This window comes from Pedobacter sp. 10L46_2 (assembly GCF_056395165.1).
Window position 1 is genome coordinate 1 of record NZ_JBFTIZ010000162.1, and the last position, 16,657, is coordinate 16,657.

Annotated in this window: 13 protein-coding genes and 1 pseudogene; 8 read left to right on the plus strand and 6 right to left on the minus strand. The window is 37.4% G+C overall.

What is annotated here, in order from left to right:
• On the plus strand, positions 1–1,309 hold a 1,309-nt coding region (locus tag AC1DDX_RS16895), incomplete at its 5' end, for an outer membrane beta-barrel protein (protein ID WP_477622307.1).
• Between the two features lie 13 nt (positions 1,310–1,322).
• Here the strand turns inward: AC1DDX_RS16895 and AC1DDX_RS16900 are convergent.
• A complete protein-coding gene (locus AC1DDX_RS16900; RefSeq protein WP_337716301.1) occupies positions 1,323–2,351 on the minus strand; it encodes a phosphotransferase enzyme family protein in 1,029 nt (342 codons plus the stop codon).
• Positions 2,352–2,431: 80 nt separating this feature from the next.
• Positions 2,432–3,451: a LacI family DNA-binding transcriptional regulator gene (locus AC1DDX_RS16905; RefSeq protein WP_172663055.1), complete on the minus strand. Its 1,020-nt coding sequence runs from the start codon at positions 3,449–3,451 to the stop codon at positions 2,432–2,434.
• Positions 3,452–3,895: 444 nt separating this feature from the next.
• Between AC1DDX_RS16905 and AC1DDX_RS16910 the strand changes: the two genes are divergently transcribed.
• The 3 genes from AC1DDX_RS16910 (at position 3,896) to AC1DDX_RS16920 (ending at position 6,169) form a co-directional block, all read left to right on the plus strand.
• Positions 3,896–5,248 (plus strand): Gfo/Idh/MocA family protein, encoded by a 1,353-nt coding sequence (locus AC1DDX_RS16910; protein WP_477622308.1) that lies wholly within the window; start codon positions 3,896–3,898, stop codon positions 5,246–5,248.
• Positions 5,249–5,379: 131 nt separating this feature from the next.
• The gene (locus AC1DDX_RS16915; RefSeq protein ID WP_048905274.1) at positions 5,380–5,589 is read left to right on the plus strand and encodes a hypothetical protein; all 210 of its coding nucleotides are present in this window, start codon (positions 5,380–5,382) and stop codon (positions 5,587–5,589) included.
• Positions 5,590–5,839: 250 nt separating this feature from the next.
• A complete protein-coding gene (locus AC1DDX_RS16920) occupies positions 5,840–6,169 on the plus strand; it encodes a helix-turn-helix domain-containing protein (RefSeq protein WP_172663052.1) in 330 nt (109 codons plus the stop codon).
• 41 nt (positions 6,170–6,210) lie between these two features.
• Here the strand turns inward: AC1DDX_RS16920 and AC1DDX_RS16925 are convergent, their stop codons facing one another.
• The 3 genes from AC1DDX_RS16925 to AC1DDX_RS16935 all read right to left on the minus strand — a co-directional run bounded on the left by AC1DDX_RS16925 (position 6,211) and on the right by AC1DDX_RS16935 (position 9,002).
• The gene (locus AC1DDX_RS16925) at positions 6,211–6,864 is read right to left on the minus strand and encodes a beta/alpha barrel domain-containing protein (RefSeq protein WP_172663051.1); all 654 of its coding nucleotides are present in this window, start codon (positions 6,862–6,864) and stop codon (positions 6,211–6,213) included.
• Between the two features lie 12 nt (positions 6,865–6,876).
• Positions 6,877–7,872 carry a sugar kinase gene (locus tag AC1DDX_RS16930; protein WP_172663050.1) on the minus strand — a complete coding sequence of 332 codons (996 nt, stop codon included), beginning with the start codon at positions 7,870–7,872 and terminating at the stop codon, positions 6,877–6,879.
• A gap of 92 nt (positions 7,873–7,964) precedes the next feature.
• Positions 7,965–9,002, minus strand: coding sequence for a LacI family DNA-binding transcriptional regulator (locus AC1DDX_RS16935; RefSeq protein WP_337716299.1), 1,038 nt, complete (start codon positions 9,000–9,002; stop codon positions 7,965–7,967).
• A gap of 85 nt (positions 9,003–9,087) precedes the next feature.
• On the opposite strand from AC1DDX_RS16935, the gene AC1DDX_RS16940 reads away from it, so the two are divergent.
• From AC1DDX_RS16940 to AC1DDX_RS16955, 4 genes and pseudogenes are all read left to right on the plus strand, one after another.
• Positions 9,088–9,687, plus strand: coding sequence for a TetR/AcrR family transcriptional regulator (locus tag AC1DDX_RS16940; protein ID WP_172663048.1), 600 nt, complete (start codon positions 9,088–9,090; stop codon positions 9,685–9,687).
• A 168-nt stretch (positions 9,688–9,855) separates the two neighbouring features.
• A complete protein-coding gene (locus tag AC1DDX_RS16945) occupies positions 9,856–10,980 on the plus strand; it encodes an efflux RND transporter periplasmic adaptor subunit (protein ID WP_172663047.1) in 1,125 nt (374 codons plus the stop codon).
• A 24-nt stretch (positions 10,981–11,004) separates the two neighbouring features.
• Positions 11,005–14,213 (plus strand): annotated as a pseudogene (locus AC1DDX_RS16950) (efflux RND transporter permease subunit).
• Between the two features lie 32 nt (positions 14,214–14,245).
• The gene (locus AC1DDX_RS16955) at positions 14,246–15,655 is read left to right on the plus strand and encodes a TolC family protein (RefSeq protein ID WP_172663045.1); all 1,410 of its coding nucleotides are present in this window, start codon (positions 14,246–14,248) and stop codon (positions 15,653–15,655) included.
• A gap of 127 nt (positions 15,656–15,782) precedes the next feature.
• Here the strand turns inward: AC1DDX_RS16955 and AC1DDX_RS16960 are convergent, their stop codons facing one another.
• Positions 15,783–16,583, minus strand: a complete 801-nt coding sequence (locus AC1DDX_RS16960; RefSeq protein WP_337716297.1) for a murein L,D-transpeptidase catalytic domain family protein — start codon at positions 16,581–16,583, stop codon at positions 15,783–15,785.
• Positions 16,584–16,657: the final 74 nt, after the last annotated feature.

Consider the following 16,657-nt stretch of genomic DNA (forward strand, 5'->3'; position numbering starts at 1 on the left):
GGATACAAATGAAAAGGTTAAGGACTCTTTATTAAACCGGTTGGTTAAAACCAGAAATGGAGACAGGGCAATAAATGCGGGTTTTAACTATTCCAGGACATTGGGTAATCCGAAGGATACCATACAGAAAAGTATAGAGTTTTCTTATTCATTTAGTGTGAGTTCTAACAATAATGAATTAGAAACACGGGTTAAAGATATAAATGGTAAAATAAGCTTTATTGATTCTTTAAGTAATGCTTATACCTCAATGTTTATCAATCAGAACATTAGGGGAGGTTATAGGTATAATTCATCTAAGATTAACTATGGAATTGGTTTTACATTGCAACCAAGCATTTTGACGGGTAGTTATGAGGGCAGAACCGATAAGATTAATCAAAAGACATTCAATTCATCTCCATCTGGAAACTTTAGCTATGTTATTTCTAAAACGCAATCGGTAAATATGAATTATAGCGGGAGTAGTAATGCGCCAAGGTTTGATCAGCTGCAGCCTGTGCCCGATACCAGGAACTTGCAGAATGTGATTATTGGTAATCCAGAATTGAAAACGTCATTCAACCATAATGCAAATGTTAGTTATAGCTTGTTTGGAATTACCAGCGGAAAGGCATTGCAGATTGGTGTAAATGCCAGTACCACACAGAATGAGGTGGTAAGCAATACTATCCTGATTAAGGATACTTTAAATAGCTTAAAGCAGGAAACTCGGTATGTGAATGTGAATGGTAATTATAATATTAATAGCAATTATACAATCGGTTTACCTTTTGGCAACCGTAAGTATATGGTTTCAATAGGTGGAAATATAGGGCTCAATAATTCAGTAATTTTTACTGATAATGTGAAAAATAACAATAAGGGACTTAATTTCTTTCAGAATATAGGGGTGAATATGGAATTGAAATCGTTATCTGGCAGCGCTGGAGCTTCTTATTCTTATAGTGAAAACAATTATACCATTGCCAATTTTAAACCTCAAAATCTGGAAAGCTGGAACTTTAATATGAATCTGGTATTTAAAATCCGCAAATCATTTAATACCTCAATTGATGCTTCCAAGAATTTTACCAGTGGTTACACGTCTGGTGCTAATAATCCTTTATTGATTAATGCAAGTGTTTTTAAGTCGTTTTTTAAGAACAATAGGGCGTCAGTAAATCTTAGAGCTTATGATCTGCTGAATCAGGGAAATAATTTGTTCAGGGCCGTTTCTGGTAATATGATAATTGAGAACAGGAGCAAGCAAATAACCAGATATTTTATGGCTACATTTTCAATGAACTTAGAAAACTTTCCTAAGTAACTAAAAAGGAGAGTTATAGCTCTCCTTCTAATTTTATGTATTCTTTTAAAAGCTGAATCTGATTAAGTGCCCTATTAAAGTTGTGTCCCTCATATTTTGCACCGTAATAGATGTCGTTTTGTAGGTAGTCGGCTAAGAACCGGATTGCCTGCATGTAAATAATGAACTTACCTGAATAAGTAAAATACTGCTTTTCGGTTTCCGTTAATACATCTTTCATTTCTTCCATGTAGCCATCGTAGATAGCGGTATAGAATTCTTTTCTGATGCTGATTTTTGATAGATCTGTTTCTTCTTCGCTGGCTTCAGCTAGATAGGTTCTCATCATATCACCAACATCACTGATAAAGTAACCGGGCATTACGGTGTCAAGATCTATAACACATAAGCCATTGTTCTTTTTATCGAATAATACGTTGTTTATTTTGGTATCGTGATGTATTACCCTTAATGGTATTTCGTTGTTAGCAACGATATTGATATAAGTATCAACAATTCCCTTGTGCTCTGTAATAAAGGTGATGCTGTCTTTAGCTTTTTCCAATCTTTCTTCAGATGCGTTTTTGCAGGCGATCTGGAACTGACTGTATCTTAATTTTAGGTTATGGAAATCGGGGATGGTAATTCCTAATTGTGTAGCATCAAATCCGGCAAGGATTCTGGAGAACTTACCAAATTGTTTTGCAGCCTCGTAAGCCTCTTCCTTATTGGTTAACGAATTAAGCGAGGTTGAACCCTCAATAAAAGGAAACAATCTAAAATAACCGTTAGCGGTATCTAAAAGAGAATGCCCATTTAAATCGCTTACAGGCGAAACAAACAAATAGTTAGGATATTCGACATCTAAATATTGTTTAATCAATGAGATATTCCTGTCAATATCTTTAGGCATTTTAAATACCTCGTTATTTACTTTTTGTAATATATAGTTTTGGGTATCTGTAGTTACTTTCCAAGTATGGTTAATTAACCCATCGCCAAATAGTTTTACTGTAGCTTTATCAGAGTTGAGCCCATACAATGGTAAAATATTTTCGAACATGCGCTTAATAGAATTTTGATTGTTTACCCAAACCTAACTAATTCAGTTTATTAAACTGGTGTGCAAACGGTTGCGCAAAATTACTTAGGATCATTTACAACAAGAACTGACTCTACAACGACATTAAAGTAGGCTTGATCTGCTCCTGACTCGTTTTTAGGCTTGTTTATAAGGTCGATAAGAATATCGGCCGCTTTTTTCCCTTGTTTGTAGGGGAATTGCTCAACTGAGGCTATAGGGGTATAGTCCATGTAGTTGATAATAGGCAGGTTTGCATAACTAACAAAATCAATTCCGTTTAAGTTAAGCGAACGGGTATATCTGATGGCAAAGAGTGCCACATAGTCGTTAAATGTTACTATGGCAGTAGGTTTTCTTCGGTGATTGAGCATGTTGTCCATCACTTCAATTGTTCCTGCTTCTGTTAGATCTGAGTTGATGATTAGCGTTGGATCAAATTTTAAACGATTTGATAGCATTGCCTTGATATACCCTTCTTTTCTTTCGTGACTGGCGACCAGTGTGTTAGGGCCATTTATCATGCCAATGGTACGGTGGCCTTTTTTTAATAGGAAATTGACAGCTTCGTATGTTCCGGTTTCTAAATTAGAGGCAACGTAATGTATATCTTTAATAGGAGGGATACGGTCAAAAAATACTACTGGGATGTTTAATCTTTTAAATATCTCAAAATGCTCATAGGTACTTGTCGTTTTTGAAACAGAAACAAGCAACCCATCAACTCTTTGGGTTTTCATTTTTTCAACAAGAAGCTTTTCTCTTTCGGCATCGTCATGCGACTGAGCCAATAACACAGTATAATTTCTTTTGTAAGCGATATCTTCTATGCCACTTATAGCGGTTGAAAAGAATGATTCTGATAGTTCCGGTAAAATAACTCCAATGATAAAGGATTTTCCGTGTAAAAATTGGATTGCTTTTTGGTTGGGCTCATAGTTGAGCTCTGAAGCAAGTTTTTTAACACGCATTTTGGTGGTTAATCCAATGCTTGAATGATCGTTTAATGCTCTTGATACGGTTGATACCGAAATCTTTAGGATTTTAGCAATTTCTTTTATAGTTGTTGGTTTATCAGACATTAGGGCCAAATATTATAATAAACTTTGAATAACCTTACAATTTTAATAAAAAACTGTTTTATTAATTGATTTAGACCAATATACGCATAAATTCACGCAAACGTTTGCCTGTTAAATATTTAATATAACCACCGGTAAGTGATGGGTATATGTTGCTAAAACAGTAGCTAAACACGTAAAAGGTCCTTAATTTTTTAAAAAAGATTTAAAATTAAGAGTTTTTGAGAAATATGGCTCAATTATATAGTCGTGGCCGGATAATTTTTATTGGTTCCTTTTAAAAAAGCCGATAATGACAAAATATCAAACGTTTGCGTGTTTTTTTCCTGTTTTTGATTTAGTGATTGATGATATAGTCTATACCTTGTGTCATGATTCTCCAAGTTAGTTAAGGGAGATAAAATAAATTAGCTAACCAAAACGTAGAAAAGAACTAAATAAATTATGAACAGAAGAGAATTTGTTAGAAACTCAGGGCTAACTGCAGCAGCTGTTACTATTTTGCCAGAGAACCCATTGTTTGCCAGCTCAAAGGCAGATAAGGTTAAAATAGCAATAATTGGTGTAGGCTTACGTGGTCAAAATCACCTTGATTTACTATTAAAGAGAGATGATGTAGATTTAGTAGCCATTTGCGATGTGGAGCCAAGAATGCTTAACACGGCTAAGGCAATGATTGCAAAGAGTGGAAAACCAATGCCTAAGATTTTTACAGGTGATGATAATGCCTGGAAGAAAATGTTAGAAACCAAAGGATTGCAGTCGGTATTAATTGCTACTCCATGGGAATTAGATAAGGAAATGATTATCACTTCTATTGAAGCGGGTATTAAATATGTAGCTACCGAGGTTATTTTGGGAATAACATTACAAGACCATTGGGATGTAGTTCATGCTGCTGAAAAAAACAATGCTCATGTAATGATGCTCGAAAACGTATGTTACAGAAGGGATGTTCTGGCAGCATTAAATATGGTTAGACAAGGCTTATTTGGCGAGATTCTTCATCTTCAAGGAGGTTATCAGCATGATTTACGCGAGGTTAAATTCAATGATGGGGTAAAACCTTACGGCGGTGGTGTTGAGTTTAATGAGAAAGGTTTCTCTGAAGCAAAATGGAGAACAAATCACTCTGTACATAGAAATGGAGATTTATATCCAACGCATGGTATTGGCCCAATTGCCAATTACATTGATATAAACCGTGGAAACAGATTTTTGAAGCTTAACTCTTTTGCCACCAAGTCCAGAGGTTTGCATAATTATATTGTAGAAAAGGGTGGGGCTGAGCATCCAAATGCGAAAGTAAATTTCCGTTTAGGTGATATTGTTACCACAACCATTGATTGTGCCAACGGTGAAACTTTAATTCTGCAGCACGATACCAACCTGCCTAGGCCATATTCATTGGGCTTTAGGGTTCAGGGTACAAAAGGTTTATGGATGGATGTAAACAAAGGTGTTTATGTTGAAGGTGTAAGTAAACCTCACCAATGGGATCCGGCAGATCAATGGTTAGATAAATATGATCATCCACTTTGGAAAAAATACGGAAACGATGCGCAAGGTGCAGGCCATGGTGGTATGGATTTCTTTGTGATCCACGCCTTTATTGAGTCTATTAAACGCAATACAGCTACTCCATTAGATGTTTATGATGCAACAGCATGGAGCGCAATTACGCCTTTAAGCGAACAATCTATTGAGCTTGGAAACCAAACTGTAGATTTCCCTGATTTTACAAGTGGCAAATGGATGCATAGAAAGCGTGTTTTTGCTTTAAATGATGAATATTAATTTTAGTTAGAATTAGTAAATAGTTAGTGTTGGAAGTCTCTATAAGCAATTATAGGGGCTTTTTTTATTTTGAATATTTCAAAATCGAATTTTGTTAACATTAACTTAACATTGAAAACTCATCTTTGTATATGTTTTTAAATATTCTGGCTTTAGCCTTTCTAATCTTAGCTTTAATTGCAGCATTTAAAATGGATACCCCACTACAAGGTGTATTGTTTATGGTGGCAATTGCTGCAGTTTGTGGTCTTTTGTATTTATTTATTTTATTTCCCGGATTTTCTGGTTTAGCAGTTGCTGTAATGTTGGCAGCTTTTATTTTCAGACAAAACAAAAGATAATTAGCTATCTGTTTAGTTATCAGTTTGTTTTATTTGCTTTAAGCGTTTTAGCAAGTGTTTTTTGCGTATAATACTGTACCCGATGATTTCAGCAGAGGAAATGTAACTCCATTATTTTATAAAATTTAATAACGAAAAATCTGGTCGAATAAATATTATAAAAATATTATATTAATATCATAATATTTTATTTAATAATTCTTAAATTTATTTCAATTAAAACTAGGGGGCGTTTTTAAAATTATTGATTATGAAAACATTAGGGGAGAAATTTAGAATTTTACGTCAGAAAAAGGGAGTCAACCAAAAAGCGATGGCCGACTTGTTAGAGATATCTATTCCGGCGTATTCAAAGCTTGAAACAAGTATCACAGATCCGAACTTCAGCAGAATTAATCAGATAGCTGAAGTACACAATTTAACTTTAAGGGAGTTACTGGATGTTGGAGAGGAAGGGGTTAATGAGCAAACGCAGTTGATAAAGCAGTTAAAAGAAAAGGTGAGCGAGCTTGAAAATGCAGTAATTAGGTTACAAAGTAAACTAATTGACTTGTATGACAAGGATGAACAAAAGAAATAAATCAACTAAGAATATCTTTAAACTTGTAAACAAGGATGTTGCTATCCTTTGTTTACAAGTTTAAGTAATGCAACGCACCGTTCGGTTAACCAGTTAAAATCTGTTGCATCCTGAGGGGCTTGAAATAGCTTGGAACCAAATCCTAAAGCAGTAACCCCCGCATTTAACCAGCTATCAATATTTTCTTTATTTACATCAACACCGCCGGTTGGCATAAATTTTAAGCCAGGAAACAATGGTTTTATAGCCTTTAAAAAGCCTGGGCCAAGCGTGTCGCCAGGAAAAAGCTTAACTAATGAAGCGCCAAGCTCTTCGGCAAAGTTGATTTCTGTAGGTGTCATACAGCCGGGCACCCAAAGCAGCCCATTTGAAAATGCTAGTTTAGCTATATCCTCTTTCACAATTGGACTAACTATAAAATCGGCACCAATACTAATGTACTGATCGGCCTGTGCTACAGTTTTTATGGTACCTATACCTAATTTAAGATCCGGAAAATGAGCATTTCTATATTCCAGCATGGCTTTGAAATTTTCAGGAGCATATTCGCCCCTGTTGGTAAACTCAAAAACCCTGATGCCTCCGGCGTAGCTGGCTTTAAGAACATTTATACAGGTGTCTTTATCTTCATGATAATAAACCGGGATAACAGGGTATTTGCCTATAATTTCTAATGTATTGGTTATTGCATTCATTTTTAATGTTTTTTAAAGAGTTCCATCACCAAAATCTCCTTTAACAAAGAGCTTTTGATAACCAGCGTTTGTTGCCTTGTTGATGATTTCCTGTCCATCTTCATTGTTGGTTAGACCGTATATGAGCCCGGCCATAAAAGCATCTCCACTTCCAATTCTATCTACAACTTCATTAGTTTCGCGGATTGGGGAAATGTAATTGCTTTCTGGTGTATGATAGGTTCCGTAAAACAGGTTATGTTTTGGATTATCCATAAAACGGAAGGTATTGGCGATGTGTTTGCACTGAGGGAATAGTTTAAAAATTTCTTTAGCTGATGCTTCTGAGTGGGTAAAGTATTCCTGAGCTGTGGTTTGGCGGTTTAGATGGTCGCTAACACTTGTTCCCAGCATTTTATTGGCTGCCCAGATGTTACCCATTATTACATCGCAATACTGAATTAGTTCTGGCATTACCTCTATGGGTTGTTTGCCATAATCCCAAAGTCTATTTCTATAATTCAAATCGACCGAGATGGTTATGCCTTTTTTTCTTGCTGCAGCCAGGACTTCTTTACAAACAGCTGCCGTATTTTCGTTTAAAGCAGGGGTAAGGGCGGTCCAGTGAAACCAGGTGTATCCATCTAATACCTTTTCCCAATCTATCACCCCGGGTTTAATTGAGCTGAATGAAGAAAACTTTCTGTCGTACACTACCTGGCCGCTGGTTAATCCATTAGCTGATAGTAAAAAGTATAGGCCAAGTCTGTTACCTTCCAGGATGGTTTTAGAAGTATTGACTCCTAATTCCGAAAGGTATTGCAAAGCATTTGTTGTTAGTGCATTGTCGGGAGCACAAGTTAAATAAGAGACCGGTAATTTCCATTGACCTAAGGAGGCCGAAACATTTGCTTCGGAGCCTCCTGGAAATAAAGCAACGGTATGATTTTTAGAAATAAATTGATCTTCTGTGGAACTGAACCTTAAAAGCAGTTCGCCAAATACCAATATGTTTTCTTTATTCTGCATAGTTTTAGTTATTCAATATACAATTATACAGGTTAACCAGTTAAAAATATCAGGGTGGTTAATATATAAAAACGCAAACGATTTCGTGAATTTTAATGTTTGCTTTGAGTAGATGCTCTTGCTTTAATATAGGTTTCGAGCATTACGGTTTCGTACTCAGGATCCTGATCTTTTCTTTCTATTAAGGAAATTAGTTTTTTTGCAGCTAATTGTCCCATTTCAAAAGCAGGTTGATGTACTGTGCTTAAAGCCGGGCTTAATGCTTCGGCGAGATCTGTGTTGGTAAATCCAATTAAAGCGATATCATCAGGAATGTGATAACCAAGTTTGTTGAGCCGGGCAAGGCATCTGGTGCTGATCTGATCGGTAGCGGTAAAAATGGCATCAGGCTTATCAGATAGATTCATGAAATATAGAATTGCTTCTTCAAGATCTGAATTTAGCTTCTGAGTATCGGAATAATCGCAAGACCTTAGCAATTCTGGTCGGTAGGCAATGTTGCTGTCTTTTAATGCTTGTTTATAGCCATTTAGGCGTTCGGTAGCTATACTTAGGGTGGTATTGGTATTTAGGTGGGCTATATTTTTATAGCCGCTCTTTATGAGGTGCATTGTGGCATCGTAGGCGCCTTGAAAATTATCGGCCCCAACTTTATGCGTATTTATCTGATCGCTAAGCCTATCAAAAAGAACAATAGGTAAGCCAGCCTCCTGTAAAGAGCGTAAGTAACTGAAATCAACGGTTTCGCAAGCAGGGGAGATCAATATACCATCGACTCCTCCGGAGTAGAGTAATTCAATACATGCAGCTTCTTGCTTTTCAGATTCTTTGCTCTGCATGATAATGATCTGGTAAGAATTATCTGAGCTAACAGTATCGATACCATCCAACATCTGTGCAATTACATTGTTATCTAATGAACATACTACTACGCCAATAGATCTGCTTTTTCCTTCCTTAAGTCCTTTGGCTAAACGATTTGGCGAATAGTGATGCTTTTGAGCATATTCCAATACCTTTTGTTTGGTATCTATACTAATCTCATAACTGTCGTTTAAAGACTTAGATATTGTAGAAATAGATAAATTGAGCGCTTTTGCAATGTCTTTTAAGGTAACGCTATTGTTCATGCTGATCTCTATTTCTTATAATAATAACTGTTTATACATTTGCTTAACGGTGTTAAATTATTTACACACCAATATAAATAATACGATGGGAAGTAAAGAGCGCATAGCAAGACTAAAAGAGGAGACACGACTCAATATCCTTGATGCTGCCTTAGACATAGTGAAGGATGAGGGATGGCAGGCTTTAAGTATGAGAAAGATTGCAGATAAGATTGAGTACACTGCCCCAATTATTTATGAATACTTTGCTAATAAAGAAGGAATATTACTTGAACTGACCCGTAAAGGATACATTATCCTGGCAGGGGAGGTTAGAACAGCAAGAGATAAACACGATACGCCTGAGAGTCAGTTAGAGGCAATGTGGGTTGCGTACTGGAATTTTGCATTCAAGTATAAAGAGCTTTACCAACTGATGTATGGTGTAGATATGAACTGTTGTGAGCTGAAGAAAAAGATGCCGGAGGCAGAGCTTTCTGATGATCTGATCTATGATGTAATAGAAAAAGTGATCACATTAAAGAATCCGTCTGAGGATTTTGTTTGCAGAAAGTTCTATACTTTCTGGTCTATTATTCACGGTTTAATTTCTATTAACCTTGTAAACAAGGGCCGTGATGCAGAGATGAATCAGCGTATTCTAAAGGATGCCATCAGAGGAATCATAAAATATATAAACGAATAATACCCAATACGAATAAACTCAAAGGCTAAATAGCCTCATTTTTTAACAATTACTTAACGCCGTTAAACGGCTTACAACCGTTATACGCCAAACCTTTTAATCTATCATGTTATGAAATACTACCTCCCTAATTCACAATTATTTAACACTGTTAAACAATCTTACGTTATGAAATCAATACTTATATTTTCCGCTATGTTTTTATTGGCCTGTTCCAATAAAGCCCCGCAGGCAGTAGCACCTGCACCGCCTGCTTTACCTGTTGCCAGTGTTGTTTCTGGCACAGAAACAACTTACCAAGAGTACCCTGCATCTATCGAAGGATCTGTTAATGTTGAAGTTAGACCACAAGTTAGTGGCACCTTAGAAAAAGTATATGTTGACGAAGGTGCTTTTGTAAAAGCTGGTCAGCCTATCTTTAAAATAAATGAACAGCCGTACAGAGCCTCGCTAAACAATGCCCTTGCAGCTCAGCATTCAGCTGAAGCAAGTTTAATAAATGCCCAGTTAGAAGTTGAGCGTTTAACGCCGTTAGTACAAAACAAAGTAATCTCTGATTTTCAATTGAAATCTGCTAAAGCTACTGCACTTGTTGCTAAAGCGAACATTGAGCAAGCAAAAGCAAATGTTTCTACCGCTTCTATAAACTTGGGATATACCTTAATTAAGGCACCTGTTAGCGGTTATATTGGCAGATTAGTTAAAAAACAAGGAAGTCTTGTTGGTCCTACAGATGTAGATGCCTTAACTCAATTGTCGGATGTGCATGATGTTCATGTTTATTTCGCCCTTGGCGAAAAAGACTTTGTAAACTTCAAAGATCAATACCCTGGTCAAACCTTAAATGATAAGCTTAAGCAACTTCCTGCAGTAGCATTAATTTTAGCTGATGATAGCGAATACGGCACAAAAGGACGAGTTGACGTGATTGACGGTCAGTTTGATAAAAACACCGGAGCAATTACTGTTAGAGCAAAGTTTGCTAACCCTCAGGGCTTATTGAGGTCGGGAAATACAGGCAGAATTCGCCTGAGCCTGCAACATACTAATACCCTTGTAGTTCCTCAATCGGCAACTATAGAGGTGCAGGATAAAATCTTTGTATTTGCACTTGCTGATAGCAATAAGGTTAAAAAACAAGCCATCAGCGTAATCGGTAAAACAGGTACTAATTATCTGGTAAAAGACGGTGTTAAAGCCGGCGATCAGATTGTGTTAAGCGGACTTGACCGCTTACAAGAAGGTGCAGTGATTGCACCACAAAAAGCAACCGATAAAGTTGCTAAAAACTAATTACCCAATTAAACATTAACTGTCATGTTCAAAATTTTTATACAAAGGCCCGTATTAGCTACAGTAATCTCCATATTATTGGTGATACTGGGTGTGCTAAGCCTTACCAAATTGCCGTTACAGCAGTTTCCAGACATTGCGCCACCATCAGTACTGGTAACTGCTAACTACCCCGGCGCCAATGCAGAAACCGTATTACGTTCGGTTGCACCATCGCTAGAAGAGTCTATCAACGGTGTTGAAAATATGAGCTACATGAGCTCAACAGCTAGTAATGATGGTACATTGGCTATCACTGTTTACTTTAAGCTTGGAACGGATCCGGATCAGGCTGCTGTAAACGTACAAAATCGTGTGGCACAGGCAACAAGTCAGCTGCCAACTGAGGTTGTACAGCAAGGTATCATTACTGCCAAACAACAAAATAGCTTTATCATGGCTATTGGTATGTATACCGAAGATGAATCTAAATACGATCAGACATTCGTAGCCAACTATGCACAAATCAATATTATTCCTGAGATCAAAAGGATTCCGGGTGTTGGTTCGGCAAGCATATTTGGCGGAGTAAAAGATTACTCTATGCGTATCTGGCTTAATCCTACTCAAATGGCTACTTACCATATTACTCCTAATGAGGTAATGGCTGCAATACAAGATAAAAGTTTGGAAGCAGCACCAGGTCGTTTTGGTGAAAGAAGTAATGAGGTTTTTGAGTACGTTATTAAATATAAAGGCAAGCTGACAAAACCTGAGGAATATGAAAACATTGCTATCCGCGCAAATGAAGATGGTTCTACACTGGTTCTACACTTCGCTTAAAAGATGTAGGAAGAGTAGAGTTTGGTGCATATTCATACAACAGTTTAACCCGCTTAAACGGTAAAAAAGGAGTTGTTCTGGGTATTATCCAATTAGCAGGTTCAAATGCTAATGAGATCCAGATTCAGATAAACAAATTAATGGAAAAAGCTGCTAAAGATTTTCCAAAAGGTGTTAAACACAATATTTTTTACAGTACAAAAGTTGCACTGGATCAATCAATTGAACAGGTACAGCATACACTTATTGAAGCGTTCATTTTGGTGTTTATCGTTGTGTTTATCTTCCTTCAGGACTTTAGATCAACGTTGATTCCTGCTATTGCGGTTCCAGTAGCTATTTTGGGTACCTTCTTCTTTATGCAGCTGTTTGGGTTCTCCATTAACTTATTAACGCTGTTCGCTCTTGTACTGGCTATTGGTATTGTGGTGGATGATGCCATTGTGGTCGTCGAGGCTGTCCATGCCAAGATGGAGCATAAGCGCATCGGTGCTAAACAGGCCACAGCCGAAGCGATGCACGAAATTAGTGGTGCCATTATATCAATTACATTGGTGATGTCGGCTGTATTTTTACCTGTAGGTTTCCTTGAAGGTTCAACAGGGGTATTTTACAGACAATTTGCCTTTACAATGGCTACCGCGATTATTATATCAGCTATCAACGCCTTAACATTGAGTCCGGCATTGGCTGCATTGTTCTTGAAAGATAATCATGCAGATCATCCTGATGAGCCCAAAAAAGGATTTAAAGAAAAATTCTTTGCTGGGTTTAACAGAAGCTTTAATGCTATGACAGACAGGTATGTAGGCGGTTTGAAATTCCTGATCAAAAATAAAGCAGTTAGTATTATTGGTTTGGCCATTATTATTTTGGCTACCGTATGGATGGTACAAAGAACACCTACCGGGTTCATTCCAACAGAGGATCAGGGGTTTGTGGCTATTGCCGTAAATACGCCTTCTGGTACTTCGTTAGATGGTACTTCTAAAGTAATGAAACAGGCTGAGGCTGAATTGGGTGCTTTAGATGCATCAAGATTTGTTACCTCTATTACAGGTTTTAACTTGCTTACTTCATCAACAAGTCCATCTTCGGCAGTTGTGTTTGTGTTGTTAAAACCAACTAAAGAGAGAGGCAAGGTGCAAGATATTAATGAAATTATGAACGTGATAAGAGGTAAATTAGGTGCCATAAGTGGCGGTAGTTTCTTCGTATTTAGTTTCCCTACAGTTCCTGGTTTTAGTAACGTGGAGGCATTGGATCTTGTACTACAAGATAAAACAGGTGGTAAGCTTGATAAATTCAGTGGTATAGCCAACGGTTTTATTGGTGAATTAATGAAACGTAAAGAAATTGCCGTTGCATTTACCACTTTTAAAGCAGATTATCCTCAATTACAACTCGAAGTAAACGACGAGAAAGCAAATCAGCTGGGTGTGAATGTTCGTGATATTTTGCAAACTATGCAAGCTTATTTTGGTAGTGCCCAGGCATCAGATTTTAACCGCTTTGGTAAGTATTACCGTGTGTTGGTTCAGGCTGACATTGCTGATAGGGCAGACCCGACTGCTATAGACAGAGTTTTTGTTAAAAATAAAACAGGAGAGATGGTGCCAATAAAAACGTTGGTTAAATTAACCCGTGTTTATGGCTCAGAAACTGCATCACGTTATAACTTGTTTAACTCTATTCAGGTGAACGCCATCCCTAAACCAGGATTTAGTTCTGGTGATGCGATCAATGCAATACAAGAGGTAGCTAAAGAACAATTACCTGCCGGATATGGATTTGAGTTCTCTGGACAAACCAGAGAAGAGATTTCATCAAACGGGCAATCGACAGTTGTATTTATACTTTGTTTAGTGTTCGTATATTTCTTGTTGGCAGCGCAGTATGAAAGCTATATTTTACCATTAGCAGTAATACTGTCTATTCCTACCGGAGTATTGGGTGTGTTTGTTGTAATAGGTTTAACCGGTATAGAAAATAACATCTATGTACAGGTAGCGCTGATCATGCTCATTGGTTTGCTCGCCAAGAATGCCATTTTGATTGTGGAGTTTGCGGTACAGCGAAGAAAGGCAGGTCTTACTTTGGTAAGTGCGGCAATAGAGGCAGCAAAACTAAGGTTACGTCCTATTCTAATGACTTCGTTAGCTTTCGTTGTAGGTTTGTTCCCAATGAGTATTGCAACAGGGCCATCGGCACAAGGTAACCACTCTATAAGTATTGGTGCTGCAGGAGGGATGCTTTCAGGAGTTATTCTTGGATTGTTCCTTATTCCGGTTCTATTTGTGATTTTCCAGCATCTGCAGGAAAAGGTATCAAGTAAACCAGCTGTGCTTACTGACGCTCAGGATGCAAATGGTGTTAAGGTAAAACCAGAATCAGAAATCATCTATTCGTAAGGTAAATAACAAATTTTAAAAAATAGATACTAATGAAAAAGTATATAAATACACTGGCCCCACTCTTAGTTTTAGTAGTGCTGGCCGGATGTAAAGTTTCTAAAGATGTAGCCATACCGAAAGCTGCAATTCCTGAGAATTTTAGGAATGCCAGTAGTAGCGATACCACTAGTATTGGCAATGTGTCTGTAAAGAATTTCTTTACAGAAGAGGGAGTACAACGATTGATAGACACTGCATTATTAAGGAATTACGATATGCAGATCGCTTTGAAAAATATTGAATCGGCAGAGGTGCTGTTTAAACAATCAAAGCTTGGCAATATCCCGGAATTAACGTTACAGGTTACTGCTAATGCTAATCGTCCATCTAATAATAGTTTGAATGGATTAAGTGCCGGTCAGTTTTTGAAAACCAAGGTTATTCAAGATTATAATGCAAACGTGGGTTTGGCATGGGAAGCCGATATCTGGGGTAAAATAAAAGGCCAGAAACAAGCTGCCCTTGCAACATATCTTCAAACATCAGAAGCAAGGAAAGCTATCCAAACTAGGGTAGTGGCTAACGTTGCTCAAGGTTATTACAGGTTACTAATGATGGATGCTCAGATGGCTGTGGCTAAAAAGAATCTTTTGTTAAACGATAGTACATTGCGCATTATACATATGCAGTTTGATGCCGGACAGGTAACTTCTTTGGCTATACAACAAGCAGAAGCTCAGCAACTGGTAGCTGCACAATTGATTCCGGAACTGGAACAAAATATCACCATTCAGGAAAATGCATTGCGCATTTTGACTGGTCAGTTGCCTGGTGCTGTTGAGCGTTTGGCAAGTTTAGAAAAGACAAATATTCCTTCGCAACTCTCATCAGGTGTACCTTCTTCAATGGTTAGCAGAAGACCTGACGTAAAAAGTGCCGAATTGTCTTTAAACATTGCTAATGCAAAGGTTGGGATTGCTAAAGCAAGCATGTATCCATCTTTAAGCATCACTGCAAGTGGAGGTTTGAACTCGTTTAAAGCTAGTAACTGGTTTAATATTCCTGCATCATTATTTGGTGTAGTTGGAGGTGGACTTACTCAACCTATATTTCAACGCAGACAATTGAAAAGCCAGTACGAACTTGCTAAAATAGATCGCGAAAAAGTAGTGCTTGAATTTAGACAATCTGTACTTAATGCTGTAGGTGAAGTGTCTGATGAATTGGTTAAACTAGAAAAACTAAAACTTCAGTATGATATTTCTTCTAAAAGAGTAACTACTTTACAAGAGGCAGTAAAAAATGCGAATCTATTGTTTAGAAATGGAATGGCTACCTATTTAGAGGTAATTACTGCTCAAAGTAACTCGTTGCAAAGTGAACTTGAATTGGCAGCGATAAAAACTGCGCAATTGAATGCTTCGGTTGAGCTGTATCGTTCGCTTGGTGGAGGAATATAAGACTATCGTAATTATATAACACCCGTCATCTCGACAACAGGAGAGGTCTCTTGAACTAGCAGGAACAAGAGGTCTCTCGGTACTCGGGATGACGGGTGTTTTAATTTAAAGCTATGATGTTATTCCCTTAAATATTCAATGCAGAATCCTGATAGCTGGTTGAATCTTTCTGATTAAAATTATTGGCAAAGGCAGCAGCCATATGCTCATCCAGATATATTGACGTATATCTCTGATCGGTAACATTTATAAATAATACGGTTTTTCCTTCAATAGTATTGATCACCAAATCCGACAGCTCGCTAGGTACTGCAGGGCAACCCTGACTGCGTCCAAGCCTTCCTAAAGCATTGATAGTTCCCTGACTAACATAATCTGCTCCATGTACTACAATAGATCTTCTGCGGGCATTGGAGTTGAAACCTTCATCCATACCATCCAGGCGTAGTGAACGACCATGTTGTCCACGATAGATCTCTGCAGTAAGGTAAAAGCCTATACTACTTTGAAAAGAATCATTAGAGTTTGAAAAGCGGGTGGCTTTATCAGCTCCGCTACGTTGCCCGTGAGCTACCCAGGTATTCAAAATTAGTTTCTTTTTATTAAGGTCAATGATCCAAAGTCTTTTTTCAGTACTGTTTTTATCAAAATCAGCTATTGAAAGGATAGACTTATCCTCCGAAACTTGTCCGGATTTTTTTAGATTATAGAAACCAGTAAGTGCTTTTTCAAACACAGAACGACTTAAACCTGTGTATTCGAGGTTTATTTCATTATAAATAGTGTTTACGTGATTGTCGTATAAACTGTCTTCAGTTATTTTTTCAACAATTACCGGCGTTGATGGTTCCCTATGTGTCCCATTAAAAATTGATAAAGAAAGGCTGAGCGCTAACATCGATACTCCCCCCAAAATGCATTTCGTCATAAACTTTAACTCTCGTGTTATTATTAAATAATGCGCTAATTTGTTAGTGTTTTTTCAAATACAGTCCTTTAGAT